We start from the raw sequence: 25577 nt of genomic DNA, 5'->3' as shown, positions 1-25577 counted from the left end.
CCTAGCGGCCGGAGCGGTTGAAGATGGCCTTCGCCACGTCGCCCACGGCCTCCACGCTCTCGCCCGCGTCTTCCATGCACAGGATGCGGCAGGGCGAGGCTTCCAGCCCCTCATACCGCCAGGGGAAGGCACCGATGATGCAGCGCTTGTTCAGCATCATCTCGATGTCGCCGCCGATGTTCTCGGCATGGATCAGCCCTTCCTGGAAGGCGATGGAGTGGAAGGGGAACACGTCGTCCCGCACGATGCGGCCCGACTTGTTGTGCTTGTACTCGAAGGTGCCGAAATACTCCGAGCAGCTCATGCCCACCTTCTTCTCGAACTGCGCCGCGAGGTCGGGGCGCATGTAGCGGATGGAGGTGTTCATGGAGTGGTCGCAGGAACCGGTGTCCATGCCGAACCACTTGATCTTCTTCTTCAGCATCCAGTCCAGCATGGCCATGCCGGGGCCGGGGTGCATGCAGAAGTAGCGCACCAGGTCCTGCTGCGGCTGGCCTTCCCAGTACCGATGCCAGCCGGTGTGCAGGATCAGGATGTCGCCTTCCTTGATCTCGACCGGGGCGCTCTCCAGCATCTCGGGCGTGATCAGCGCCCAGTCGTCCATGTGCTGGCTGATATCCACCACGGCGCCGGGGCCGACCAGGAAGTCCATCGGGTAGCTGGCCATGTCACCCATGCCGTCGGTGCCGTGCATGGCGCCGTCGATGTGGGTGCCGCAATGCAGCGCCATGTCCACGCGCTGGGCGACGATGCGCTTCGTCTGCAGGTTCTGCGCGTAGTACATCTTGTTCTCGGCATACCCCACCCAGCCGGGGGTGTGCACGTTCATCAGATGCGTCAGGTCGGTGATTTTCATCGGATCAATCCTTTAAAATGCCAGCGGCGCGCAGCAGGCCTTTATCGGCGGGGCAGGGCCCGCCGACGCTGATCGTGCTGACGCCCTTGTCGGCATAGACGGCGTGCTTGCGGCCCACCGGCACATGGATGGCCTGGCCCGCGCGGAAGGGCAGCTCCGTGCCGCGGTCGTGGTCGCGCACCGTGCCCTCGCCTTCGAGGACGAAGATCGTGTCCTCGGATTCGGCGTGGATGTGCGGCACGTTCTGCTCGCCGGGCTCCATGAGCACGTAGTTCATGTTGGCGGTCTCGGCGCCCTCACCCAGCCAGATCACGAAACGCGCATCCTTGGAGATGAGCGGCAGCCGCATGCTGGGGGTGTCGCGGTGGAAGATCTTGATCGCCATGGTCAGGCCGCCTTGGTCAGATGGGCATACAGCGCGGGGTCATGCGGGGCGGGGCCGCCCAGCAGCTCCATCCCTTCCTCGCCGGCGGTGAAGACATAGGCCGTGCCGGGCTCGACCAGGATCATGGACCCGGTGATGAGCGGGTCGGTTCCGGCCTCGGGGTCGGTCACGCTGCCGCTGCCGGATTTCACGAAATAGACCGCCTCGCCGGGGTGGCGCTGCTGCACGGTGCGCCCGCCTGCCTCCAGCGCGAAATGGTGCATGGAGCGCAGCGTGGCGCCCGTGCCCGGCCAGACCAGGGCGACGGCGCGCCCGCCTGCCTCGACAAGCGGCAGTTCGGGGCAATTCGCATCCAGCGTGATCACCTGCACCTCATCTGCCTTGCCTGTCATGCCATTCCTGTCCTTTGCCAATCGGGGCGGCTTACCGGCATCATCATCCGGCAGGGGCCTGGGGGCGCTTGAGTAGCACTGAAAGCCTATCGTTTGAATTTCATTGAAGCAAGGCGTTAGTTTGATTGAAATCGCTCCGCATAGTCGCGAAGATCGCGTCACGCTGGCGACTTCCGGGCCGCTGTGGCATGGAAGCCAGGCAGGCCATCGCTTGAGCCTGCATGAAGCCCGGCCCTCTCGCCGGGCCAGTTCCAGGGGGTTCGCGGTGGAGCAGTTGGACGAACAGCGTGTGATGGAAAAGACGGCCGGCGTGCTGTCCACCATCGGGCAGAACATCCGCGCCCTGCGCACCGAGAAGGGCCTGACCCTGCAGAGCCTGGCCGAGCGCACCGGCCTCAGCCCCTCCATGCTGTCGCTGCTGGAACGCGGCAAGACGGGCCCCTCGATCGGCACGCTGGTGGTCATCGCCTCGGCGCTGGGCGCACAGATGAGCGAGCTGCTGGACCGTTCCTCCCTGCCGGAGGAGGACATCGTCTCCCGCGCCGACGGCCAGCAGGTGATCGAGACCGAGCCCGGCGTGCGCCGCCGCATCCTGAAGCAGGACCGCCTGCGCGGGGTCGAGGTGGCGCTGAACGAGTATGAGCCCGGCACCAGCAACGCCCCCACCCCCGCCGGGCATGAGGGCTATGAATACGGCGTCGTGCTGGACGGCAGCCTGGAGGTGGTGGTGAACGACCGCACCCATGTGCTGAACCCGGGCGACCTGATCTCCTACCCCTCGCCCCACCCGCACCGCTTCACCAATACCGGCAAGAAGCGGGTGCGCACGCTCTGGATCAATCTGCGCAAGGCATGAACAGGGCTTGCGCGGCCGGATGATTTAATCATACTCAAATCACTCAAGCCTCGCTAAAGGTGCCAGCATGAAGCCCGCCGCCTTCGCCTATCACCGCCCCGAGACCCGCGCCGAGGCCCTGGCCCTGCTGGCGGAACACGGGGAGGAGGCGAAGATCATCGCGGGCGGCCAGTCCCTGGTGCCGGCGATGAACTTCCGGCTGGCCCGCCCGCCCATCCTCATCGACATCAACGCCGTCCCCGGCCTCGACGGCGTGCGCGAGGAAGCGGGCCAGCTGGTGATCGGCGCCCGCACCCGCCACGCGACCTTCGAGAAGCCCGTCACCGCCGGCCCGCTCGGCACGCTGCTGGCGCGTGTGGCGGCCAACATCGCCCACACCCCCATCCGCAGCCGCGGCAGCTGGGGCGGCAGCGTCTCCCACGCCGACCCGGCCAGCGAATGGTGCTGCGTGACGCGGGGCCTGGAGGCCGAGCTGGTGGCCGAATCCGCCACCGGCCGCCGCAGCATCCCCGCCGCCGACTTCTTCCAGACCATCTTCACCACCGCCCTGCGCCCCGATGAGCTGCTGGCCGAGATCCGCCTGCCGCTGTTCGGCCCCGACTGGCATTGCGGCTTCGCCGAATACGCCCGCCGCGCCGGGGATTTCGCCCTGGCCATGGCGGTCGTCGCCTGCCGGGTCGAGGGCGGGGTGATCCGCGAGGCCCGGGTCGGGCTGGGCGGCATCGCCTCCACCCCCGTCACCTCGCCCGAGGCGGTGGCGGCGCTGCTGGGCCAGGCGCCCTCCCCTGCCCTGTTCGCCGCGGCCGGCGCGGCGGGGGCCGCCGCGACCGACCCCGACGGCGACATCCACGCCAGCGGCGAATACCGGCAGGACCTGGTGAAGGCGATGATCCGCCGCGCCCTGGTGCAGGCCTTCGCCTGATGGCCGGGTTGCCTGACGAGCCGATGAACTGGATCGGGCGGAACATCCCCCGCCTGGAAGACCCCGCCCTGGTGCGCGGCGAGGGCCGCTTCGTGGCCGACATCGCCGTGGGCTCCCGCGCCGTGGTCTTCGTGCGCAGCCCGGTCGCGGCCGGCGTCATCAGGGGTATCGAGAAGCCCGACCTGCCGCGCGGCGTGCTGGTCATCACGGGCGGGGACGTGGCGGCGCTGAAGCCCATCGTCCCGCGCCTCGGCCGCTTCAACTATGTGGCGATCGAGCAGCCCATCCTGCCGCGTGACCGCGTGCACTATGTGGGCCAGCCCGTGGTCGCGGTGGTCGCCCCCACCCAGCGCGAGGCCGAGGACATCGCGGATGCGGTGTTCCTGGACATCGAGCCCGAGCAGGCGGTGGTGGACCTGGACAGCGCGGCCGGCCCCGGCGCGCCCGTGGTCCACCCCATGGCGCCCACCAACACCATCGTGGAGGGGCGCATCCGCACCCCGGGCCTCGACGCCGTGCTGGCCGAGAGCACCATCGTCGAGATCGACGTCCGTTCCCGCCGGCAGAACGCTTCGCCGATGGAAACGCGCGGGGGTGCCGCCAGCTTCGACAAGGCATCGGGCCGCGTCAGCCTGCATGCCTCGGTGCAGATGCCGCATATGCTGCGCACCGGCATCGCGGATTGCATCGGCATGCCCGAAGCCGATCTGCGCGTGGTCGCCCCCGATGTCGGCGGCGGCTTCGGGCAGAAGATGTCGCTGTTCCCCGAATATGTGCTGCTGGTCTGGCTGGCCCGGAAATACCGCACCGAGGTCGCCTGGATCGAGGACCGGCGCGAGAACCTGATCGCCTCCGCCCATTCGCGCGACCAGCATCACATCGTGCGCGGCGCCTTTGACGGGCAGGGCGTGATGCGCGGCCTGGATGTGGAGATATTGGCCAATATCGGCGCCTTCTCCTGCTACCCGACCACCTGCGGGGTGGAGCCGCTGATGGCGCTGGCGGAATACGCCGGGCCCTACAAGGTCGCCGAATACGGCACCCACGCGCGCGGCATCACCACCAACACCGCCGTCATGGCGCCCTATCGCGGCGTGTCGCGGCCCGTGGTCAGCTTCGCGCTGGAACGGCTGATGGAGGTCGCGGCGAAGCGGCTGAACATCGACCCCATCGAGATCCGCCGCCGCAACCTCGTCACCGTCTTTCCCCATCGCACGCCGACCAACATGGTGCTCGATGAGGCAAGCTACCTGGAGACCATGGAAAAGGCGGTGGAGGTCGCGGACCTCCCCGGTTTCCGCGCCCGCCAGCAGGCCGCGCGCGAGCAGGGCCGCTATCTCGGCATCGGGTTTTCCGTGATCAACGAGCGCACGGGCTACGGCACCCCCGCCTTCGCCGCGCGCAGCATGGAAATCACCCCCGGCTATGAGCGGGTGGAAATCTGCATGACCCCCTCGGGCGAGGTGGAGGCGCGGATCGGTGCCTCCCCGCATGGGCAGGGGCTGCGCACCACCCTCGCGCAGATCATCGCCGAGGAAGTGGGGGTGGATGTGCAGCGCATCCGTATCATCCATGGCGACACCGACCGCACGCCCTATGGCTGGGGCACCTTCGCCAGCCGGTCGCTGGTGATTGCGGGCGGGGCCAGCAAGCTGGCGGCCGGCAAGCTGGCGCAGAAGCTGAAGCGCGCGGCCGCCGTGCTGCTGCAGGGTGAGGAAAGCCAGGTGCGCCTGGAAGCCGGCATGGCGCTGATCCCCGGCGGGGCTTCCATCAGCCTCGATACCATCGCGCGCACCGTCTACCACTCGGCGGGCCCGATCAGCGAAAAGATCGGCTACGACCTGAACGAGGCCGCGACCTACGACCCGGAGGGCACCTTCTCCAACGCCTGCCATGTGGCGGTGGTGGAGGTGGACGCCGAAACCGGCAACACGCGCATCCTGCGCTACATCGTGGTCGAGGATGCCGGCCGGCTGATCAACCCGATGATCGTGGACGGCCAGGTGCAGGGCGGTGTCGCCCAGGGCATCGGCAACGCGCTGCTGGAAGAAATCATCTACGACGCCGACGGCAATATCCTGACCGGCAGCTTCGCGGATTTCATCCCCCCCACCATGGCCGAGGTGCCGGATATCGAGGTGCATCACCTCGCGACCCTGACCGGCGCCACGGTGCTGCAGGCCAAGGGCGTGGGCGAAGGCGGCTCCATCGCGGCCCCCGCCGCCGTCATCAACGCCATCTGCGACGCGCTGCAACCCTTCGGCGTGCAGCTGTTCGAAATGCCCGCGACCCCGCAGCGCGTGCGCGCCGCGATCCGCGCAGCCCAGGAGACATCCCCATGAGCGAGCCGAAAGTCACGGTGTGCTGCACCGTGAACGGCCAGAAGGTCGAGGCCGATGTGGTGCCCCGCATGTCGCTGGCCGACATGCTGCGGGAGGAGTTGCACCTCACCGGTACCCATCTGGGCTGCGAGCACGGGGTGTGCGGGGCCTGCACCATCATCGTGAACGGCGCGCCCGTGCGTTCCTGCCTGATGTTCGGCATCCAGGCCGAAGGGGCGGAAATCCGCACCGTCGAAGGGCTGGCCGACGGCGACACGCTCAGCCCGCTGCAGCGCGCCTTCTGGGAGAAGCACGGGCTGCAATGCGGCTTCTGCACGCCGGGTTTCCTGATGCTGGCGACCTGGATGCTGGAACAGCCCGAACCCGTCACGGAGGAACGGCTGCGCCATGTCCTGTCCTCCAACCTGTGCCGCTGCACGGGCTACACCAACATCGTGCGCGCCGTGACGGCCGCCGCGAAGGAGATGGGCAAATGGGCGGAATCGGCCGCAGCGTAACGCGGCTGGAAGACCCGCCGCTGCTGCGCGGCCAGGGTCGCTTCGCCGCCGATATCCGCTTCCCCGGTGAGCTGCACATGCGGGTGGTGCGCTCGCCCATCGCCCATGGCCGCATCCTGGAGATCGACACGGCCGACGCGCTGGACAGCCCCGGCGTGGTCGCGGTCTGGACCGGGGCCGATGTGGCGGAGATCCCGCCCATCGACTTCCGGCAGATGCGCATCCCGGGCCTGGGTGACTATCGCCAGCCCATCCTGGCCCAGGGGATGGTGCGCTACGTCGGCGAACCGGTGGCCATCGTCATCGCCGACAGCCCCTACGCCGCCGAGGACGCGGCGGAGCTGGTCTTCGCCGATATCGAGGAGCTGGACCCGGTGATGACCGCCGTGCAGAGCCCTGGAGAGTTCGCCCCGGGCCTGACGACGGAAGCCGGGGTGGTGCGCAAATCCTACGGCGACCTGCCGGCCGCCTTCGCCGCCGCCGCCCATGTGTTCGAGCTGGAACTGGGTGTCGGCCGGCACACCGGCGTGCCGATGGAGACGCGCGGGGCCATCGGCTATTGGAACGCCGATCTGAACCGGCTGGAAATGCACGGCGCGTCCAAGGTACCGCATGCGAACCGGCTGGCCATCGCCAAGATGCTGTCCCTGCCGCCCGAACAGTTCCACCTGTTCGAAGGCCATGTCGGCGGCGGCTTCGGCATCCGGGGCGAGGTGTACCCGGAAGATGTGCTGGCCTGCCTTGCGGCGCTTCGGTTGAAGCGCCCGGTGAAATGGATCGAGGACCGCAAGGAACACTTGCTGGCGGCCAACCACTCCCGCGATCAGCTGCACCGGCTGCGCGCGGCGGTGGACGCGAACGGCGTGGTGCTCGGCATCGAGGATGAGTTCTTCGTCGATCAGGGCGGCTATGTGCGCACCCATGCCTCGACCGTCACGGACCTGACGGCGGGGATGCTGCCCGGCCCCTACCGCGTGCCGGCCTTCGCGGCCACCGGCCATATCCGCCTGACGAACAAGACCCCGGCCGGCACCTATCGCGCGCCCGGGCGCTATGAAGGCACCTTCGTGCGCGAAAGGCTGATGGACCACGTGGCGGACCGGCTCGGGCTCGACCGGGTCGAGATCCGCCGCCGCAACCTGATCCCGGCCGAGCAGATCCCGTTCAGGCGCGGGCTGGACGCGCTGGGCACCGAGGTGGTGTACGACAGCGCCGATTTCGCCGGGCTGCTCGCGAAGCTCGAAGCCGGGGTGGATCTGCCGGCCCTCGAAGCGACACTCGCGGCCCGCCGCGCGGCGGGTGAGAAGGTCGGGCTCGGCCTCGCCTATTTCGTCGAGAAAAGCGGCCTCGGCCCGTTTGACGACGTGATCATCACCATCGCCGCCACCGGCGCGGTGGAGATCGTCACGGGTGCGGCCTCGGTCGGCCAGGGGGTCGAGACGGTGATGGCGCAGGTCGCGGCCTCCGTCCTCGGCGTCGCGCATACGGACTGCACGGTGGTGCATGGGCAGACCGACCGCATCGCGCGCGGCATGGGGGCATTCGCCTCCCGCGTCACGGTGATGACGGGGGCGGCCGTGACCATGGCCGCCGAGAAGCTGAAGGAACGCCTGCTGGCCAAGGCCGCGCAGCTGCTGCAGGGCGATCGGGCTTCGATCACGCTGGATGGTTGCGGCATCCCGCTCGGTGAGCTCGCGGCCGCCTGCGCAGCGGATGACGGCACCCCCGCCCTGACGGCGGAAGCCAGCTTCACCACCGACCACATGACCTATCCCTACGGCGTGCACCTGGCCGTGGTGCGGGTGGATGCCGAGACCTTCGGCATGGTGGTCGAACGCTTCGTCGTGGCGTTTGACGTCGGCCGCTCCGTGAACCCCATGCTGGTCGAAGGCCAGATTCATGGCGGCGCGGCCCAGGGCATCGGCGGGGCCCTGTTCGAGGAGTTCATCTACAGTGAGGACGGGCAGCCCCTATCGGCCAGCTTCGCCGACTACCTGATGCCCACGCTGAATGAGGTGCCGATGGTCGAATCCCTGGTGCTGGAGGACGCGCCGAGCCCGATCAACCCGCTGGGCGTGAAGGGCGCGGGCGAGGGCGGCATCACGGCGGCCGGCGCGGCTATTGCATCGGCCATTGAGAATGCGATTCAATATCGAATCAATATCGCGCAATTGCCGGTCACGCCCGCGCGGCTGCGCTCCATGCTCCAGCAAGCATCTGGAAGTTGATGCGGATCAGGCGGCGCGGATTTTTTCTGGCGCCGTCCACCGCTGATTAACCAACACGGGTTCATTTCCGCCTTGGAACAAAAAGGTGATCCCGATGAGCCAGAACTCGCTTCAGGAGCGCCTCTACGGCCTCGGCATTGACCAGGAGACGAGTGCCACGCTGCGGGCCTTCCAGCCCGTGCTGGCGCGCCACATCGACGGCATCCTCGATGCCTTCTACGCCGATGTGGCCAAGCACCCGGTCCTCAGCGCCTACTTCAAGAACCCCGCGATGATGAACCACGCGAAGGATCATCAGAAGCAGCATTGGGCGCGGCTGTTCTCGGGCAATTTCGACGAGGCCTACTACACCTCCGTCCGGCGTATCGGGGCCACGCACAGCCGCATCGGCCTGGACCCGCGCTGGTATATCGGGGGCTACGGCAAGGTCGCCTCGGCGTTGTACGATGTCGCGACGCGCCTCTATTCCAGCCGGCTGAACCCTGGCGCGGCGCAGGACCGCACCGCCCGGCTGATGCGGGCGCTGAACCAGGCGATCATGCTCGACATGGACATCGCCATCTCCACCTACCTCGACGAGAACAAGGCCAGCTACGACCGGCGCCTGACGGAACTCACCGCCAGCTTCGAGGGCAAGGTGCAGGGGGTGGTGGGCGCGCTGGTCGAGACGGCGGGCTCCGTCCACCAGCAGGCCGGCACCATGGCCGGGGTGGTGGCCACCACCCGCGGCGGCACCGAAAGTGCCGCCCGCACCTCGGCCGAGGCGGCGGAGAATGTGAACAGCGTGGCCTCCGCCGTGCAGGAGCTCCTGGCCTCCATCAGCGAGATCACGGCCCAGGTGGCGCGCACCGCCGATGTGGCCCGCCGCGCCAGCGATACGGCGGCGCAGACCGACGGCGCGATCAGCACCCTGTCCGAGCGCGCCGGGCGGATCGGTGACGTGGTGCGGATGATCACGGACATCGCGGGCCAGACCAACCTGCTCGCGCTCAACGCCACCATCGAGGCCGCCCGCGCCGGAGAGGCCGGCAAGGGCTTCGCGGTCGTCGCCAGCGAGGTGAAGCAGCTGGCCACCCAGACCGGCCGCGCGACCGAGGACATCGTGAGCCAGGTCTCGGCCATCCGCGATGCCACCCAGGCCACCATCGACGCCATCCGCAGCCTGGGCGACATCGTGCATGAGGTGGGCGAGGCGTCGGGCGCCATCGCGGCCGCGGTGGAGCAGCAGCGCGCCGCCACCCAGGAGATCGCGCGCAGCGCCGAGCAGGTGGCCCAGGGCACCAGCCGCGTGGTGGCCGACATGAACGCGCTGAGCGGCACGGCCCAGGGCGCGGCAGAGGCCGCCGATACGGTGCGCGACGCGGCCACCGCGCTGTCGGGACACAGCGCGGCGCTTCAGGCCTCGGTGGGCGAGTTCCTGGCGGAGGTCAGGGCGGCCTAGTAGCCCTTCGCGCGATCCACCGCGAAGACCGGCGGCTCGCCCCGCGCCACCCGCTCCATGCTTTCCAGCACGCAGCGCGCCACGGCCGGCGCGCTGGGGGCGGCCGCGATATGCGGCGTCAGCACCACGCGGGGATGCTGCCAGAAGCGGCTGTCGGCCGGCAGCGGCTCCTTCGCGAACACGTCCAGATAGGCAGACAGCCGCCCGGCATCGAGCTCGGCCAGCAGGGCCTCCTCCTCCACCTGGCCGCCGCGGCCGACCGAGATCACGGCCGCGTCGTCGGCCAGCAGCGCCAGCTCCCGCGTGCCCAGCACGCCCTTGGTCGCCGGGGTGGCGGGCAACAGGATGACCACGGCCATCGCGCCGGTCAGCACTTCCTCCAGCGTGGTGCCCGACGAACGGGACCAGCCGCGCGCGGGAATGCCCAGGAAGTTCAACGCCTCGATCACCGCCCCGCCCAGCGCGCCGGTGCCCAGCACCGCCACCGGGAAGGTCGCGTAGTCGCGCGTCAGCAGCCGGTTCCATTCACTCTTGCGCTGAAGCGCCGCGAAGGCCTCGCCCTGGCGCAGGTGGCGCAGCACGGCATGCAGCACGTGATGCGTCATGGGCTTGGAGACTTCCTCGGCGATCACGCGGCCGATCGGCACGTCCGGCAGGTCGGGCGCCATCAGGATGCCGTCCACCCCGGCGCCGGTGCCGTGCACCAGGGTCAGGTTCGGCAGGCTGCTCATCAGCCCCGCCTGGGGCCGGAAGGCGACCAGGCAGGAGACATCCTCCAGCGGTGCCTCATCCCCGTGCAGCCAGACCGGATAATCGCCCATCTCCCGCAGGGAGGCCGCGATCCGCCGCGTCTCCTCGCTGGTTGCCAGCACCATGATACCGTTACGCTTGTCCGCCATGTCGTTCAGCTTCGACCCCTTCGATTTCGCCGTCCACGCGGACCCTTATCCCTTCTATCGGGTGCTGCGGGATAGCCACCCGGTCTACTGGTCCGAGGGGGCGAAATGCTTCGTGCTGTCCCGGCATGCCGATGTTTTCAGCGCACTGCACAGTGTTCCGCGCTTTTCCAACACCGGCGGCAACGTGATCGACGACAGCCGCGCCAAGCTGGGCCGCACGGTGGGCAGCGTGGACCCGCCGCGCCATGGCGAATTGCGCGGCCTGGTGAACGAGGCCTTCAACCGCCGCCAGGTCGCGAAGGAGGAAGCCTTCATCGCCGAGACGGTGGCCCGCCTGCTGCACGGCCGCCAAGCGCCCTTCGACCTGGTGCGGGATGTCACCTCCCCGCTCTCGGGCGCCATCATGGCGCAGTTGCTGGGGCTGGAGGGGGCGGACCTCGCGGAGTTCAAGCGCCTGCTCGACATCTCCCTGTTCCGGGACCCCGTGACGCGCGCCCGCACGCCCGAAGGCGAGGCCGCCCAGGCCGAGATGTTCCGCCTGACCGCAGCCCAGGTCGAGAAGCGCCGCGACAACCCCGGCGAGGACATGATCAGCGCCCTGCTGGCCATGGATCTGGAGCCGGAAAGCACGGTCTGGATGGCGCGCGCGGTGTTCGGCGCGGGGTTCGAGAGCACGTCGAGCTTCCTGGCCAATGCCTGCCTGGCATTCATGCGCAACCCCGCCCAGGCCCGGCTGCTGCGGGAGGCCCCTGCCCTGCTGCCCCAGGCCATCGAGGAGGCGCTGCGCTACGAGACCCCGGCCCAGCGTTTCGCACGCCTGCTGCTGGAGGATACCGAGATGCACGGCGTGACCATGCCTGCCGGCAGCAAGATCATGCTGCTCTATGGCAGCGCCAACCGCGATGAGCGCGCTTTCGACCGGCCCGAGGAATTCGACATCACCCGCAAGCCCGGCCGGCACATGGCGCTGGGGCACGGCATTCACTTCTGCGCGGGTGCGGCGCTGGCGCGCAGCATCGCCGGGCACTTCCTGCCGGTGGTGCTGCCCTTGCTGGAACAGGCGAAACTGCCGGACGGCCCCCTGCAATGGGCGCATTCGCCGACTTTCCGCTCCCTCACCGCCCTGCCGCTGCGGCCGGCGTGAGCCTTCCGGCCCGGGCGCCCTTCCATTACGCTGGTGACAGGAAGGGAAACCCCATTGGACCGAGCCTGGACCGCCATCTTCGCGCGCATGCGCCGCCCGGCCGAAGCGCCCGCGCCGGCACAGCCCGTGCGGCCTGACCTGCCGCCGCTGGAGGCCGCGCAACAGGCGCGCCAGGATCGCGCCTGGGCGGATGCCGCCGCCTTCTATGCCGTGCATCTGGCCGACCACCCGCGCGATGCCGCCATCTGGGTGCAGCGCGGCCATTGCGAGAAGGAAAGCGGCGACCTGGATGCCGCCGCCGTCAGCTATGGCATGGCGCTGGAGCTGACCCCGCGCGACGCCGACCTGCACCTGAACCTCGGTCATCTGCGCAAGCTGATGGGCGATGCCGAGGGCTCGCTGGCCGCCTATGAGGCCGCGCGCGCCGCCGATCCGGGGCTGGAGGACGCGGCCGATGAGGCCGAGCGCATGAAGGCGCTGATCGCCGAGGGCCGACGCCTGCCGCCCCGGCGGGGTTCCGAGGGCGCGCGCCTGATCGCCGCCGCCGATGCCGCGCGCGATGCCCGCCGCTGGGCCGAGGCCGCATCCTTCTATGCCCGGTATCTGGCCCTGGTGCCGCAGGATGCCGACCTCTGGATCCAGCGCGGCCATGCCGAGAAGGAAGCCGGCGACCTGCCCGCCGCCGAGGCCGCCTATCGCGAGGCCGTGGCCCTGGCGCCGCGCATGGCCGAGGCCCGCCTGCAGCTGGGCCACGCGCTGAAGCGCCAAGGCCGGCACGAGGAAGCCCTGGCCAGCTATGGCGCGGCGCTGGAACTCGCCCCCGGCCATGGCGATGCGGTGCGCGAGATCCGGGCCTATGCCGCCGATGGCCAGGTGGCGGCGCTGCTCAAGGCGCGCTCGCCGGCCGAATCCGACCTGCCGCTGCGCCCGGCCCAGACAGGTGCGCTGGCCTTCTGCACCATCGCCTCGGCCAACTACATGGCGCAGGTGCTGGCGCTGCGCGACAGCCTGGCGGAGCACCACCCGGAGGCACGCTTCATCCTGTGCCTGGCCGAGCGAGAGCTGCCGCCGAACCTGCCCGCGGGGCTGGAGGTGATCCTGGCCGGGCAGCTCGGCATCCCGGATTTCCAGGGCTTCGCGTTCCGCTACTCGATCCTGGAATTCTGCACGGCGCTGAAGCCCTATCTGCTGCGGCTGCTGCTGGGGCGCTGCGGCTTCGCCAGCGCGGTGTATCTGGACCCCGACATGCTGGCCCTGGCCCGCATGGACGAGGTGACGGAGCGGCTGTGGCGCGATGCCGCCCTGGTGCTGACGCCGCATCTGCGCCGCCCCGCCGTGGGGCACATGGCGCCCACCGACCTGTCCATCATGCGCGCCGGCACCTTCAACCTGGGCTTCATCGGCGCGTCGTCACGGCCGGAGGCATTGGCCCTGCTGGACTGGTGGGCCGACCATCTGCTGCTGAACTGCCTGGCCATGCCCGAGGAAGGGCTGTTCGTGGACCAGAAGTTCATGGACCTGATGCCGGGCTTCACCGGCGCGCTGCATGTGGAGCGCCACCCGGGCCTCAACCTGGCCTACTGGAACCTGTCCGAGCACAGCCTGACCCGGCACGGCGATTTCTGGCAGGTGGACGGCCAGGCGCTGCAGCTGTTCCATTTCTCGGGCTATGACCCGCAGGTGCCGGACCGGCTGTCGCGCCACACGGGCCTGTTCGCGCCGATCCGCGACGAGGCGCTCAGGGCCCTGACCGACCGCTATGCCGCGCTGATGGCGCGCCATGCGCAGGAGGATTGGCGCGGCCATGGCTATGCCTTCGGGCATTTCGCCAGCGGCGCGCGCATTCCGGCCATGGCCCGGCGGCTGCACCTGGAACGCTATACCGGCTGGCGCGAGGACCCCTTCGCGATGTTCGAGGCCGTGATGCGCAAGCCCACCGAAGGCGTGCCCAGGCTGCTGCACCACATCTGGGACACCACGCCCATGCTGCGCAGCGGCTATGACCTGGCGAAGCCCGAGGATGTGGCGCGCTTCGTGGCGTGGCTGAGGGGCGGGGGCGCGGCGCTGGTCGGGTTGGAGGATTGGGCGCTGGAGGCGCTGTTGACGGGGGCGTCACCCCCGTAAGCCCCCACCAGGGGCTCTGCCCCTGGACCCCGGGAAGTTGGCACAAAACCCTGATAGCATTGATTATTATAATGAAACTGGCGCCCCGCTTATTCAGCAGAGGCGCCAAACTTCTATCAGGTCCAGGAGATATTATCTCCTGGCGGGGTGGTCAGGGGCAAAGCCCCGGCGCGCACCCTCACCGCTCGTACAGCAGCCTCGCCCGCATCGTACCCGGCAGTTCGCGCAGTTCCTGCAGGATGGCCTGGCTGTCCCGCGTGGCACCCGCATCCACCACCACATAGCCCACGTCGCCGTCGGTCTGCAGGTACTGGCCGGCGATGTTCAGGCCACGCTTGGCGAACACGTTGTTGATGCCGTTCAGGATGCCCGGGACGTTGTGGTGCACATGCATGAAGCGCACGCCGGTCGCCTGCGGGGGCAGCGCCACCTGCGGGAAGTTCACGGCACCCATGGTCGCACCCGTGTCCGAGTAGTCGACGAGCTTGCCGGCCACTTCCTCACCGATGCGGGCCTGGGCTTCCTCGGTGCTGCCGCCGATATGCGGCGTCAGGATCACGTTCTCGATGCCCTGCAGGGGCGTCTCGAACGGGTCGCCGTTGCGGGCGGGCTCCTCGGGGAACACGTCGACCGCGGCGCCGGCCAGATGGCCGCTCTTGAGCGCATCGGCCAGGGCATGCAGGTCCACCACCGTGCCGCGGGCGTTGTTGATGAAGATGGCGCCGGGGCGCATCTTCGCGAACTGGTCGGCGCCGATCATGCCCATGGTGGCGGGCGTCTCCGGCACATGCATGGTCACGATGTCGGACCACATCAGCAGCTCATCCAGCGAGGTGCAGCGGCTGGCATTGCCGTGCGGCAGCTTGGCCTGGGTATCGTGGAACAGCACGCGCATGCCGAAGGCCTCGGCCAGCACCGACAGCTGGCTGCCGATGCTGCCATAGCCCACGATGCCGAGCGTGCGGCCGCGCACCTCATGATAACCGTCCGCCGTCTTGGACCAGACGCCGGCATGGGCGGCGACCGATTTCGGGAACACGCCGCGCAGCAGGGTGATGACCTCGCCCATCACCAGCTCCGCCACCGAACGGGTGTTGGAGAAGGGGGCGTTGAAGACCACCACGCCGCGCTCACGCGCCGCCTTCAGGTCGACCTGGTTGGTGCCGATGCAGAAGCAGCCCACGGCCACCAGCCGGTCCGCCGCCTCCAGCACTTCCTCGGTGACCTGGGTGCGGGAGCGGATGCCCAGGATATGGACGCCCTTCAGCGCCTCCTTCAGCTCCTCACCATCCAGCGCCTTCTTCAGGCGCGTGACGGTGGCGTAGCCGTTCTGCTCGAAAAAGGAGACGGCCGTATCGTTGATGCCTTCCAGCAGCAGGATACGGATGCGGTCCTTGGACAGGGAAAGAAGCTCGCTCATGGCTTTGCCTCTTGCTGCCGGAATGACGCGCGCGCAAGCCCGGGAAAGGAATGGCTGCCCCGGATGGCGCGGGGGTCAGCCGGCCTCGCGCAGCCAGATCGGGTCCTTGATCTTGGCCAGGAAGGCTTTGTGGGCCTCCTCGCGCTCAGGCGGGACCAGGATGGGCAGCAGGGAGCGTTCCTTGCGTTCCTCCGTCACCAGCACCTCGCCTGAGGCGTTGCTGGTCAGCACCAGGCCCGGCTGCCGGCCGCCGCGCAGCTCCAGATAGACCTTGGCCAGCAGCTTCACGTCCAGCAGCGCGTTGTGGGTCGTGCGCTCGGACAGGTCGATGTCGAAGCGCCGGCACAGCGCGTCCAGGCTGTTGGGCATGCCGGGGAAGCGCTTCTTGGCCAGCGCCAGGCTGTCGATCATCAGCGCCGGGTTCAGCGGCGGCCGGCCGAGGCGCTTCAGCTCCGCGTCCAGATGGCCGAAATCGAAGGGCGCGTTGTGGGCGATGATGGGCGCATCGCCCATGAATTCCAGCCAGGGATCGACCACGGCGGCGAACAGGGGCGACTTCTCGACATCCGCGTTGGTGAAGCCATGGATGCGGGTGGCGTCCGCCGGGATGTCGCGCTCGGGGTTGATCGTGACGTGATAGAAGCGGCCGGTCGGCAGCAGGTTGAACAGCTCGATCGCCGCGATCTCGATCACGCGGTGGCCCTCGCGGGTCTCGATGCCGGTGGTTTCCGTGTCCAGCACGATCTCGCGGCTCATGCGCGCGTCTCCCCTTTCAGGCGGCGGACCAGGCGGCGGATCGCGCGGTCGGTGTTGTGGCGGCTGGTGCCGGTCTCGATCACCACATCGGCGCGGCGGCGCTTCTCGGCGTCGGGCGTCTGGCGGGCGAGAATCGCGCGCAGCCTCTCCTCCGTCATGCCAGGGCGGCGCAGCACGCGCCAGCGCTGGACGCTGGCCGGGGCGGAGACGACGACGACCGCATCGAATTCATGGCCGCGCCGGGTCTCGAACAGCAGCGGGATGTCGAGCACGACCAGGCGCTGGGCGTCGCGCCGGGCCCGGGCCAGGAAGCGCCGCTGCTCCTGCCGCACCATGGGGTGGATGATGCGTTCCAGCACCTTCAGCGCCTCGGGCTTGCCCAGCACGGCGCGGCGCAGGGCCTCGCGGTTCACGGCGCCGTCGGTGACGGCATCGGGGAAGGCGGCGCCGATGGCCGGAACGGCCCGGCCGCCCTTGCGCTGCAGTTCGTGCACGGCGGCATCCGCGTCGAACACGCGCACGCCGCGGCGGCGAAAGCTGCGGCTGGCGGTGGACTTGCCCATGCCGATGCCGCCCGTCAGGCCCAGAATCTTCATCGTTAGATCTTCATCGCGGCGGAATATCCCCGGCGACCGCGGCTTCCAGCGCCGCATCCACCTGCGGATCCACGCCGAACCACGCATGAAAACCCGGCCGCGCCTGGTGCAGCAGCATGCCGAGACCCGGCACCACCGCCAGCCCCCGCGCGCGTGCGGCGGTGATCAGCGCGGTTTCCAGCGGCACATAGACCGCATCCGCCACCACGGCATGGGCGGGCAAAGGCGAGAGGTCGATCTCCAGCGGCGGCTGGCCCGTCATGCCCAGGCTGGTGGTGTTCACCAGCAGGGCAGCGGAGGCGAGCGGTGCCTGCGTGGCCACGCGCACAGGCCCGCCCAGCGCATCGGCCAGGGCCTGGGCGCGGGCGGCGGTGCGGTTCACCAGCACGAGCTCGGGCACACCGGAATCCAGCAGGGCGGCGGCGATGGCGCGCGCGGCGCCACCCGCGCCCAGCAGCACGGCCGGCCCATTCGCGGGGCGCCACATCGGGGCATGGGCGCGCAGGTTCTCCATGAAGCCATAGCCGTCGGTGTTGCTGCCGAAGATACGGCCATCCCGGAACACCAGCGTGTTCACCGCCCCTGCCCGCTCGGCGGCGGCATCGCGCACGTCGCACAGCGCATAGGCCGCCTCCTTGTGCGGGATGGTGACGTTGGCCCCGGCGAAGCCCGCGGCCATCAGCCCGCGCACCGCCTGCTCGAAGCGCTCGGGGGCTGCCGGCAGCGGGATATAGGCGCCGTCGATGCCATGGCGGCCCAGCCAGTGGTTATGCAGCAACGGGCTGCGGGAATGGCTGACGGGCCATCCGAAAACGCCGGCGATGCGGGCCTTGCCTGTGATTCGTCCCATGCCCGCAAGTGAGCGCGACGGCGCGCCCCGGTCAACCGGGCTGAACGGCCCTGCCCGGCCTGGGCGGCTGCCAGCCCAGCACGGCCGCCAGCGGCAGCAGCCAGATGACCCGTGCCTGGTAGCGGTGATGCGGCTTGGACAGGGCACCGGTGACGATGGCGTTGCCCAGCAGCGCCGCCAGGCAGCACACCACCAGCCCCAGCCGCAGCCGGTCCCCGGACCGGTGCGCACGCCACCAGGCCAGCAGCGCGAAGGGCGTGGCCAGCACCAGCACCCAGGGGTGCAGCATGGCCAGGGGCGGGCTCAACCGCCCCTGGAACTGCAGCGAGGCGCGCAGCCTCTCCTGCTCGGCCGGCGGGAAATCGCCCTGGCGCAGGCGCAGCCCCACCGTGTCGTCCAGCCAGTCGGGCACCAGCGCGTCACCGATGCGCGTCTTGCCCATCTGCGCCACGGCATTGCCCAGCGCGAGCCGCGCGACCTCCAGCGGATGGCGGCGCAGGGTAAGCCCCACGATCTCACCGGCTTCGGGCGCGAGCGAAATGGGGCCGCCCGGCTGTGCGCCGTCCTGCCGCTGCGCCCAGACCGGACCATCCTCGCTCCAGAGGAAATCGTCGGAATCGGTCGGGAAGCGGCCGACCCAGGCGCACAGGTGAAGGGTACGGCCGGCCGCGCATTCTTCCTCGATCACGCGGGCGGCGGGCCCGTCGGCCACCAGCCGCGCCAGGGCAAACACGCTGCCATAGGGCGAAAGCGCCAGGCGCCCGTTGCCGACCAGATTGGTGCCCAGCAAGGCCACCACCGCCAGCAGCAGAGGCGCGGCCGCCCGCGCCAGCGCGCCCCAGCGACGGGCCAGCAGCGCGACGAGCAGGATAAGCCCCCCCGCCAGCGGCAGGTGCGAGAGATGCACGGCCGCCGCGAAGCCGCCCAGCAGCACCAGCCAGCCCAGCAGCCAGCCGCGCGGGGCCGTGAACCCCAGCAGGAACACGCACAATACCAGCACGGACGCGAAGATGTCGGGCATCAGCAGGCTGACCACCCAGGGCAGAGACGTGCCCAACGCCAGCGCGGCGCATAAGGCCGGATGCGCCCACCAGCGCGCGGCAGGCCATACCGAGCGCATCACCAGCCACACCAGATGCGACACGATCAGCCCCTGCGCCAGCAGCGGCCCCCACAGGGTGATCCGCCAGTGGAACAGATGCAGGAACGGCCCGTAGAAGAAGGGTTTGTCCCAGACCATCAGCGGCACGATGGTCTGCGCCAGGAAGGCGCCGGTATCGCTGAACAGGATGGGATAGCCGTTGAGCAGCGCCGGCCAGATCAGCAGCAGCGCGCCGAGGATCACCCCCACTTGGCGGCGGCCGCGTCGTCCGCGGCCTTGGCCTCCACCCAGCGGGTGGTGCCGTCCGCGAATTCCTCGCTTTTCCAGAAGGGCGCGCCGGTCTTGAGCCAGTCGATCAGGAAGGCGCAGGCCTCCAGCGCCGCCGTGCGGTGGCGGCTGGCCGCCAGCACCAGCACGATGGGCTGGCCCGGCAGGATACGGCCGTAGCGGTGGATGACGGTGCAGCCGGTCAGCGGCCAGCGCCGCATGGCCTGGTCGGCGATGCCTTCCAGCGCGCGCTCCGTCATGCCCGGATAATGTTCCAGCACCAGGGCCTGCAGCCCGTCATCGGCGCGGCACAGGCCGATGAAGCTGGCGATGCCCCCCACATCGGTGCGCCCGGCCGAGAGCGCCGCCGTCTCGGCGCCGGCATCGAAGGGCGCTTCCTGCACGCGCACCGTGGGCATCTCAGCCCCCGGTGACGGGCGGGAAGAAGGCCACCTCGTCATTGGCGGCGACCAGCGCGTCCGGCCCCGCGAAGTCCTGGTTCACGGCCGCGCGGATCTGGCGCGGGTTGGCGAAGGCTTCCGCATGGCCGGCGCTGCGCGTCGCGAGCCAGGCCATCAGCCCCGCCACGTCACGCACCTCGGCCGGCGGGGAGACGCGTTCCTCGCCCACCCCCACCTTCTGCCGGACCCAGGCGAAATACAGCAGCTTCATGGGCGGGTGAGGACCTGCTCCGCCGGCTGGCCGGGGCGCTGGATCACGCGGACATTGCCGTCGCTGAACACGGTGGAGGACGGACCGCCGGCCGGGCCGGTGCCGGTGGTGACGCGGCCGGAGGACGGCGCCGTCACGACAGGGCCAGAGGGCGTGTCGATGACAGAGGATGCGCGCGGGCGGCGCGGCTCTGGCGTGGTGCCGAGCGCGGCCTGCGGCGCGGGGGCCGGCTGGCCCGGCAGGGTTTCCAGCGCCGCGCCGCTGCCGCGGCGGCCGGTCGGCACCTGCACTGGGCCCACGCCGCTCTCGGGGCGATAGGCGGGCACGCCGCGCAGCGCCTCGTCAGGGTTGGCGAGCGTGGCGCGCGGGCCTTCGGCGGCGGGCCACACATTGCCCGGCTCCTCGGTCAGCTGCTCGCTGCCGCCGGCACCGCCGCCCTGGCGCACGCGGGCGGCCGTCAGGCTCTCAGGCGCGATGTTGGCGGGGCGGGACCCGCCCCAGGGGGCGCCCACGCGCCCGCCGAAGGTCGCCACGCTGTCGAAGGTGCCCGAGATCACCCGGTCCGCCGGTGCGCAGGCGGAAAGCGCCAGGGCGAGGGCGAGCCCGAGGGGGGCCGCAAGGTGGCTGGTGCGCGTCATCATGGGCCTCATTCAGACAATCCCGGAAGAATGTGCCGCCCGGAGCGGAAGCTCAAGGCTGGTTGCGATGACGATCTGTGTCGGCCGCGGCGTGGCGCAAGCCCGAGACCCAATAATCCCATCCGGTAATCAGCGTCAGCGCCGCCGCGACCCACAGCATCGCCTCCCCGATCATGGAGATCGGCAGGAAGCCGAGCCCGATGACCGAAGCCCCCGAATCGCCCGCCAGCAGCACGCCCAGGGCGCCCATCTGGAAGCCGGTCTTCCATTTCGCGAGCTTGGTGACCGGCATGCGCACCCGCAGCCCGGCCAGGTATTCCCGCAGGCCGGACACCAGGATTTCGCGCAGCATGATGACGATGGCCGCGATCAGCGCGCGGTCCGGCAACCGGTCACAGCCGACCAGCACCATCAGCGAGGCACCGACCAGCAGCTTGTCCGCGATGGGGTCCAGCATGACGCCGAAGCCGGAGATGATGCCCCGCTCCCGCGCGATCTTGCCGTCGTAATAGTCGGTGATGCCGGCCGCGATGAAAACCAGGCATGCGGCCATGTCACCCCAGGGGGTGCGCAACAGCACCAGCAGCACCAGCAGCGGTATCGCCACGATGCGGGACATGGTCAGCAGGTTGGGCAGGCTCAACAGCACGGAACCGGAATAGCGCAGCCGCGCGAGGGCCACCACCCGTGTCAGGGGCGATATCGTGTCACATAGTGCTTACGCATCGTCTCCAGCACCTCCCACTCCCCGGCGAAGCCCGGCTCCATGGCCATCGCATCGCCGGGGCCGAGCAGCAGGGGTGCCCCGCCCGCGGGCGTCAGCCGCAGCCGGCCGCTGAGGATGTGGAAGAACTCCCAATGCTCGAAGCGGAAGGCGAAGCGGCCGGGCGTGCATTCCCACACGCCCGAGAAGGTCTGCGCGCCCTCGGCCTCGCTGCCGTAGTAGCGCCAGTTGCGCACGGCGGGGGCGCCTTCCACCACGGTGAAGCCGCGCGGAAAGCCATGCAGTTCGGCGCCTTCAGGCTGTTCGGGGATATGGGTGTGCAGGGGCATGCCGAGGACGATAGCCGTGCGCGGGGCCGGCGGGGGCGCCTTTGCGCAACTGGCCTTGCTGCACGGCAGCAAGTGGTCGTTCCGCCGGCGGCCACGGAAAGCGGAGCATGCGGTCAAGCAAGGGAGATTCCGTTGATGACCACCCGCCGCAACGTATTGGGCATGTCCGCCGCCGCCCTGATGCCGGCCCCTGCCCTGTCGCAGACCGAGCGCGCCCGCACCCTGAAGCTGGTGCCCCAGGCCGCGCTGACCGTGCTGGACCCCATCTTCACCACCGCCGCCGGCACGCAGAACCACGGCTATGCCGTGTTCGACACGCTGTACGGGCTGAACGCGAATTTCGAGCCCTTGCCCCAGATGGCGGCCGGGCACACCGTCTCCCAGGACGGGCTGACCTGGGAGATCACCCTGCGGGACGGGCTGAAGTTCCATGACGGCACGCCGGTGCGCGCGGTGGACTGCATCGCCAGCCTGAAGCGCTGGGGCGCGCGCGACGCGCTGGGCCAGCTGCTGATGGCCGCCGTCAACGAATGGCAGGCCAAGTCCGACAAGGTGATGGCCATCCGGCTGAAGCAGCGCTTCCCGCTGATGCTGTATGCGCTGGGCAAGCCCGCTACCAACGTGCCCTTCATCATGCCCGAGCGCATCGCGAGCACCGACCCGAACCGCCAGGTGACGGAAATGGTGGGCAGCGGCCCCTACCGTTTCGTGACCAATGAGTTCATGGCCGGCCAGCGCGCCGCCTATGCCAAATTCGCCGACTATGTGCCGCGGCAGGAGGCGCCGGAGCGCACCTCCGGCGGCAAGGTGGCGCATTTCGACCGCTTCGAGTGGCAGGCCATCCCGGACAGCGCGACGGCGCTGGCCGCGCTGCAGAATGGCGAGGTGGATTGGTGGGAGCAGGCCCTGGCCGACACCGTGCCAACCCTGCGCCGCACGCGCGGCATCACGGTGGGCCAGGGCGACCCGAACGGCTATGTGGGCCTCATCCGCTTCAACGCGCTGCACCCGCCCTTCAACAACCCCAAGCTGCGGCTGGCGGTGCTGACGGCGGTGCGCCAGGCCGACTACATGTCGGCCATCACCAACAGCGACCCGTCCTCCTACACCATCTGCCATTCCTTCCTGCCCTGCGGCACGCCCTATGGCACGCCGCCGGCAAACAACCGCTTCTCCGACAATCCGAACATCGAGGCGGCGAAGCAGCTGGTGCGCGAAAGCGGCTATGCCGGCGAGAAGGCGGTCATCATCAACCCGGCCGACTTCCCGACCATCCGCCCCATGGGCCAGATCACGGCGGCGCTGCTGACGCAGATCGGGATCAATGTGGAGCTGGTGGAGACCGACTGGGGCACGGTGCTGCAACGCCGGTCGAGCCGTGAACCCGCGGATCGCGGCGGCTGGTCGATCTTCCACACCTGGTGGCAGGCGATCGGCATCACCACCCCGGCCACCAGCGGCTATGTGCGCGGCCAGGGGACCTCCGGCTGGTTCGGCTGGTATGGCAGCGAGCCGGTGGAGGCCCTGACCCAGCGTTGGCTCGCGGCCGAGACGGAGGCCGAGCGCGTGCGCCTGGCCGATGAGATCCAGCGCATCACGGCGGTGGATGTGCCGGCGGTGCCGCTGGGGGTGTTCCGGATCCCCACGGCCTATCGCAGCAATTTGACGGGGCTGGTGGAGGGATGCGCGCCGTTTCCGTGGGGGATCAGGCGGGGGTGAGGCTCAAAGCGCCCCAGTAACGCGCTCATGATCTTCCCACCGACTGGACTGATGAAGATAAATCCGGCGATAATCCATAAATAATCATTGGACAAAAAAACAACCATCGGTTGTGATTTGTTTGTGTTCAGCAATCGCGTTCCTGTCGCCGGATTTTCATCAGCCAAACAGTGAGGGAGAGCATATGGCCTACGCCGCACAGCCGACCAGCAGCGGACAAACGCTGATCTACGACGGCAGTGCGCTGACCGTTGGCCTCACTTATAACAGTACCAGCGAGTGGCAGTCCTTCGGCGGCATTGCCTGGAAGACGGCGGCCAATACCGTCAACCCCTGGTACTTCACCTACGCAAGCTACGATTTCACGGGCGGTTCGGGGAATGACATATTCGCCGATCGCTATCCCAACAGTTCGCAGTACAGTTCCCCGGCCCCGTTTCTGGGCGCCGGCGATGATCGGATCGACGGCGGCCCGGGCGACGACATCGTCGTAGGCATCGCCGCCGGGCGCGATACGCTGATCGGCGGCAGCGGCAATGACAGCCTGACCTGGAGTTGGACCACCAGCGCACCGCTGCTGATCGACCTGTCGCAGACGACGATCGACGTGGGCGGCACGCTCATCACGGGTTTCGAAACGCTCAACCTGACGACAGGCAGCGGCAACGACACCCTGCTGATGCAGAACATCGCCTCCGCGACCGGGGGCTCGTTCTCGCTGGGCGCCGGCGACGATCTCGTCATGCTGGACAACACAGCCCGCACGCTCTCGCTGAACATGGGCGATGGATACGACACGCTTGTCGCCAATCTGGCGACATCCAGCCAGGTCAGTATCCGGTACCTGAATTATTACCCCGGCCAGCCCTGGTACACGGCGCTGACCACGGCCGAGGGGCTGAAGGTGACCTTGTCGGTCGATGCCTACTACACGGCGGGCAGCATGAGCGGCCCGGAGCGACTGGTGTTGACGGCCGGCAGCGGCAACGACGATCTCAGCACCCTGTCGATGATCAGAGGGATCAGGAGTGCGGAACTGCACGGAGGCGCGGGTGACGACGTGCTCGGGACGACGGCCGGCGACGACGTGCTGGATGGCGGCGACGGCACGGACACCGTCATCATCACCAGCGCCGCGGAAGCCCCGATCCGGCTCGGGGTGACGACACCCCAACGCAGCGCCGCAGGCTTCGATACGCTGCTCAACATCGAGAACCTGACCGGGTCGGGATGGCTGATCGGCGATGGCGGCGCCAATGTGCTGACCGGACGCTGGACCAGCGACAGGCTGGAAGGCGGCGACGGAGACGACACGCTCTACGGCGATTTCGCCGACGAGGCGACCTCCGGCTATACAAGCGACGACGTGCTGCTGGGCGGTGCCGGCAATGACAGCCTGTTCGGCCGCTACGGCAGAGACATCCTTGCGGGCGGCTCCGGCGCCAATACGGTCGACGGCGGGTCCGGCATCGACACGCTGGTGATCGGCGGCGCCCGGCACGCGGGGTCTTTGACCATGAGCAACGGCACGAGCCAGCTCATCTCCGGCGTGATCATTTCCGCCTTCCAGGGCAGCTACGATAACGGAGCAGAAGCGACGAGCTTCCTGAACGTCGAGAACATCACCTTCATCGACGGCCGTCTGGTCCGCGACCCGACCGACCCCGCCATGCAGATCGCCAGGATGTATGAGGCTGCACTTCATCGAGCGGCAGACCCTTACACCTTCAACTACTGGGTGGGTGTTCGCCAATCGGGAACGACGATGCAGCAGATCGGCGATACCTTCGCCGCCAGCCCCGAGTTCAACGGCCTCTACGGCGGTCTGGACAACACCGGCTACGTCACCGCCCTGTTCAACCATGTGCTGAACCGCGCCCCCGATACCTCCAGCCTGAACACCTGGGTCAATGCCCTGAACAGCGGCATGTCCCGCGGCACCGTCCTGTCCCGGTTCTCGGAATCCGCCGAGTTCGCGAACCGCTTCCAGAACGAGATCCAGACCAGCGTCTGGGACCAGGACGAAGGTGCCGCCTCCATCGCCCGTCTCTACCAGGCGACCCTGGGCCGCCATCCGGAGGAATACGGACTTATCTCCTGGCGCGGCCGCATGGATGACGGCCTCTCGCTCTACGACATCGTCCCGGGCTTCCTGAACAGCGCGGAGTTCCAGGCCATATACGGCGCCACCACCAATGAGCAGTTCGTGACACTGCTCTACAACAACGTGCTCGGCCGCGGCCCGGATGCCGAGGGCTTCGCCCATTGGACCAGCCGGCTGGACCAGGGCATCGAGAGCCGCGTCCAGGTCGTCATCGGCTTCTCTGAGAGCATGGAATTCCGGCAGAACACGATGAGTTGGATCGAAGGCGGCATCGTCCTGGCCTGAAACACCTACCCATGCGATGGCAGGCATGG

Annotated in this window: 24 protein-coding genes; 10 read left to right on the top strand and 14 right to left on the bottom strand. The window is 69.1% G+C overall.

Annotation, left to right across the window (positions count from 1 at the left end; genetic code table 11):
- Position 1 precedes the first annotated feature (1 nt).
- Genes EOD42_RS19075 through EOD42_RS19065 form a run of 3 tightly spaced genes read right to left on the bottom strand, consistent with a single transcriptional unit; the run spans position 2 to position 1633 of the window.
- Entirely contained in the window at positions 2 to 856 is an 855-nt protein-coding gene (locus EOD42_RS19075; protein ID WP_127789168.1) for a cyclase family protein, read from the bottom strand.
- 4 nt (positions 857 to 860) lie between these two features.
- Positions 861 to 1241, bottom strand: a complete 381-nt coding sequence (locus EOD42_RS19070) for a cupin domain-containing protein (RefSeq protein ID WP_127789167.1) — start codon at positions 1239 to 1241, stop codon at positions 861 to 863.
- A 2-nt stretch (positions 1242 to 1243) separates the two neighbouring features.
- Entirely contained in the window at positions 1244 to 1633 is a 390-nt protein-coding gene (locus EOD42_RS19065; protein WP_127789166.1) for a cupin domain-containing protein, read from the bottom strand.
- A gap of 292 nt (positions 1634 to 1925) precedes the next feature.
- Here EOD42_RS19065 and EOD42_RS19060 point away from each other — a divergent pair, with 292 nt between their 5' ends.
- The 6 genes from EOD42_RS19060 to EOD42_RS19035 all read left to right on the top strand — a co-directional run bounded on the left by EOD42_RS19060 (position 1926) and on the right by EOD42_RS19035 (position 9919).
- Positions 1926 to 2489 (top strand): helix-turn-helix domain-containing protein, encoded by a 564-nt coding sequence (locus tag EOD42_RS19060; RefSeq protein ID WP_164868021.1) that lies wholly within the window; start codon positions 1926 to 1928, stop codon positions 2487 to 2489.
- A 67-nt stretch (positions 2490 to 2556) separates the two neighbouring features.
- Complete coding sequence (locus EOD42_RS19055; RefSeq protein WP_127789164.1) at positions 2557 to 3411, top strand: FAD binding domain-containing protein; 855 nt, start codon at positions 2557 to 2559, stop codon at positions 3409 to 3411.
- Positions 3411 to 5753 (top strand): xanthine dehydrogenase family protein molybdopterin-binding subunit, encoded by a 2343-nt coding sequence (locus tag EOD42_RS19050; protein ID WP_127789163.1) that lies wholly within the window; start codon positions 3411 to 3413, stop codon positions 5751 to 5753. Before EOD42_RS19055 ends, EOD42_RS19050 begins: the two co-directional genes overlap by 1 nt.
- Positions 5750 to 6250, top strand: a complete 501-nt coding sequence (locus tag EOD42_RS19045) for a (2Fe-2S)-binding protein (protein WP_127789162.1) — start codon at positions 5750 to 5752, stop codon at positions 6248 to 6250. The genes EOD42_RS19050 and EOD42_RS19045 overlap by 4 nt, the downstream gene beginning before the upstream one ends.
- Positions 6226 to 8478, top strand: a complete 2253-nt coding sequence (locus EOD42_RS19040; protein WP_127789161.1) for a xanthine dehydrogenase family protein molybdopterin-binding subunit — start codon at positions 6226 to 6228, stop codon at positions 8476 to 8478. Before EOD42_RS19045 ends, EOD42_RS19040 begins: the two co-directional genes overlap by 25 nt.
- Positions 8479 to 8572: 94 nt before the next feature.
- Complete coding sequence (locus EOD42_RS19035) at positions 8573 to 9919, top strand: globin-coupled sensor protein (protein WP_127789160.1); 1347 nt, start codon at positions 8573 to 8575, stop codon at positions 9917 to 9919.
- On the opposite strand, the gene EOD42_RS19030 is transcribed toward EOD42_RS19035, so the two are convergent.
- A complete protein-coding gene (locus EOD42_RS19030) occupies positions 9916 to 10818 on the bottom strand; it encodes an NAD(P)-dependent oxidoreductase (protein ID WP_127789159.1) in 903 nt (300 codons plus the stop codon). The two genes, EOD42_RS19035 and EOD42_RS19030, sit on opposite strands and share 4 nt — an antisense overlap.
- On the opposite strand from EOD42_RS19030, the gene EOD42_RS19025 reads away from it, so the two are divergent.
- Together EOD42_RS19025 and EOD42_RS19020 are read left to right on the top strand one after the other, a co-directional pair.
- Positions 10817 to 11962, top strand: a complete 1146-nt coding sequence (locus tag EOD42_RS19025; protein WP_240655217.1) for a cytochrome P450 — start codon at positions 10817 to 10819, stop codon at positions 11960 to 11962. The two genes, EOD42_RS19030 and EOD42_RS19025, sit on opposite strands and share 2 nt — an antisense overlap.
- Before the next feature lie 54 nt (positions 11963 to 12016).
- Positions 12017 to 14086, top strand: coding sequence for a tetratricopeptide repeat protein (locus EOD42_RS19020; RefSeq protein WP_127789157.1), 2070 nt, complete (start codon positions 12017 to 12019; stop codon positions 14084 to 14086).
- A 178-nt stretch (positions 14087 to 14264) separates the two neighbouring features.
- Here EOD42_RS19020 and serA read toward each other — a convergent pair whose 3' ends face one another.
- From serA to EOD42_RS18970, 10 genes are all read right to left on the bottom strand, one after another.
- Positions 14265 to 15506 carry a phosphoglycerate dehydrogenase gene (gene serA / locus EOD42_RS19015; RefSeq protein WP_127789156.1) on the bottom strand — a complete coding sequence of 414 codons (1242 nt, stop codon included), beginning with the start codon at positions 15504 to 15506 and terminating at the stop codon, positions 14265 to 14267.
- A 75-nt stretch (positions 15507 to 15581) separates the two neighbouring features.
- The gene (dnaQ, locus tag EOD42_RS19010) at positions 15582 to 16262 is read right to left on the bottom strand and encodes a DNA polymerase III subunit epsilon (RefSeq protein ID WP_127789155.1); all 681 of its coding nucleotides are present in this window, start codon (positions 16260 to 16262) and stop codon (positions 15582 to 15584) included.
- Positions 16259 to 16858 carry a dephospho-CoA kinase gene (gene coaE / locus EOD42_RS19005; RefSeq protein WP_127789154.1) on the bottom strand — a complete coding sequence of 200 codons (600 nt, stop codon included), beginning with the start codon at positions 16856 to 16858 and terminating at the stop codon, positions 16259 to 16261. Before coaE ends, dnaQ begins: the two co-directional genes overlap by 4 nt.
- 10 nt (positions 16859 to 16868) lie before the next feature.
- Entirely contained in the window at positions 16869 to 17708 is an 840-nt protein-coding gene (locus EOD42_RS19000; protein ID WP_127789153.1) for a shikimate dehydrogenase, read from the bottom strand.
- 31 nt (positions 17709 to 17739) lie between these two features.
- Positions 17740 to 19053 (bottom strand): hypothetical protein, encoded by a 1314-nt coding sequence (locus EOD42_RS18995; RefSeq protein ID WP_240655212.1) that lies wholly within the window; start codon positions 19051 to 19053, stop codon positions 17740 to 17742.
- Complete coding sequence (locus tag EOD42_RS18990; RefSeq protein WP_127789152.1) at positions 19050 to 19496, bottom strand: molybdenum cofactor biosynthesis protein MoaE; 447 nt, start codon at positions 19494 to 19496, stop codon at positions 19050 to 19052. The genes EOD42_RS18995 and EOD42_RS18990 overlap by 4 nt, the downstream gene beginning before the upstream one ends.
- A 1-nt stretch (position 19497) precedes the next feature.
- Positions 19498 to 19749, bottom strand: coding sequence for a molybdopterin converting factor subunit 1 (gene moaD, locus EOD42_RS18985; RefSeq protein WP_127789151.1), 252 nt, complete (start codon positions 19747 to 19749; stop codon positions 19498 to 19500).
- Entirely contained in the window at positions 19746 to 20399 is a 654-nt protein-coding gene (locus EOD42_RS18980) for a hypothetical protein (RefSeq protein WP_127789150.1), read from the bottom strand. The genes moaD and EOD42_RS18980 overlap by 4 nt, the downstream gene beginning before the upstream one ends.
- A gap of 40 nt (positions 20400 to 20439) precedes the next feature.
- Complete coding sequence (pgsA, locus tag EOD42_RS18975) at positions 20440 to 21036, bottom strand: CDP-diacylglycerol--glycerol-3-phosphate 3-phosphatidyltransferase (RefSeq protein ID WP_127789211.1); 597 nt, start codon at positions 21034 to 21036, stop codon at positions 20440 to 20442.
- Positions 21037 to 21077: 41 nt separating this feature from the next.
- Positions 21078 to 21440 carry a cupin domain-containing protein gene (locus EOD42_RS18970; RefSeq protein ID WP_127789149.1) on the bottom strand — a complete coding sequence of 121 codons (363 nt, stop codon included), beginning with the start codon at positions 21438 to 21440 and terminating at the stop codon, positions 21078 to 21080.
- Positions 21441 to 21575: 135 nt separating this feature from the next.
- Here EOD42_RS18970 and EOD42_RS18965 point away from each other — a divergent pair, with 135 nt between their 5' ends.
- Positions 21576 to 23159 carry an ABC transporter substrate-binding protein gene (locus tag EOD42_RS18965; RefSeq protein WP_127789148.1) on the top strand — a complete coding sequence of 528 codons (1584 nt, stop codon included), beginning with the start codon at positions 21576 to 21578 and terminating at the stop codon, positions 23157 to 23159.
- A gap of 184 nt (positions 23160 to 23343) precedes the next feature.
- Positions 23344 to 25548 carry a DUF4214 domain-containing protein gene (locus tag EOD42_RS18960; RefSeq protein WP_127789147.1) on the top strand — a complete coding sequence of 735 codons (2205 nt, stop codon included), beginning with the start codon at positions 23344 to 23346 and terminating at the stop codon, positions 25546 to 25548.
- The last annotated feature ends 29 nt before the right edge of the window (positions 25549 to 25577 follow it).

It is taken from the genome of Rhodovarius crocodyli (assembly GCF_004005855.1).
In the GTDB taxonomy this organism is placed as follows: Bacteria; Pseudomonadota; Alphaproteobacteria; order Acetobacterales; family Acetobacteraceae; genus Rhodovarius; species Rhodovarius crocodyli.
Note: the sequence above shows the minus strand (reverse complement) of the source record. Positions and strands in the feature narration are given on the sequence as shown.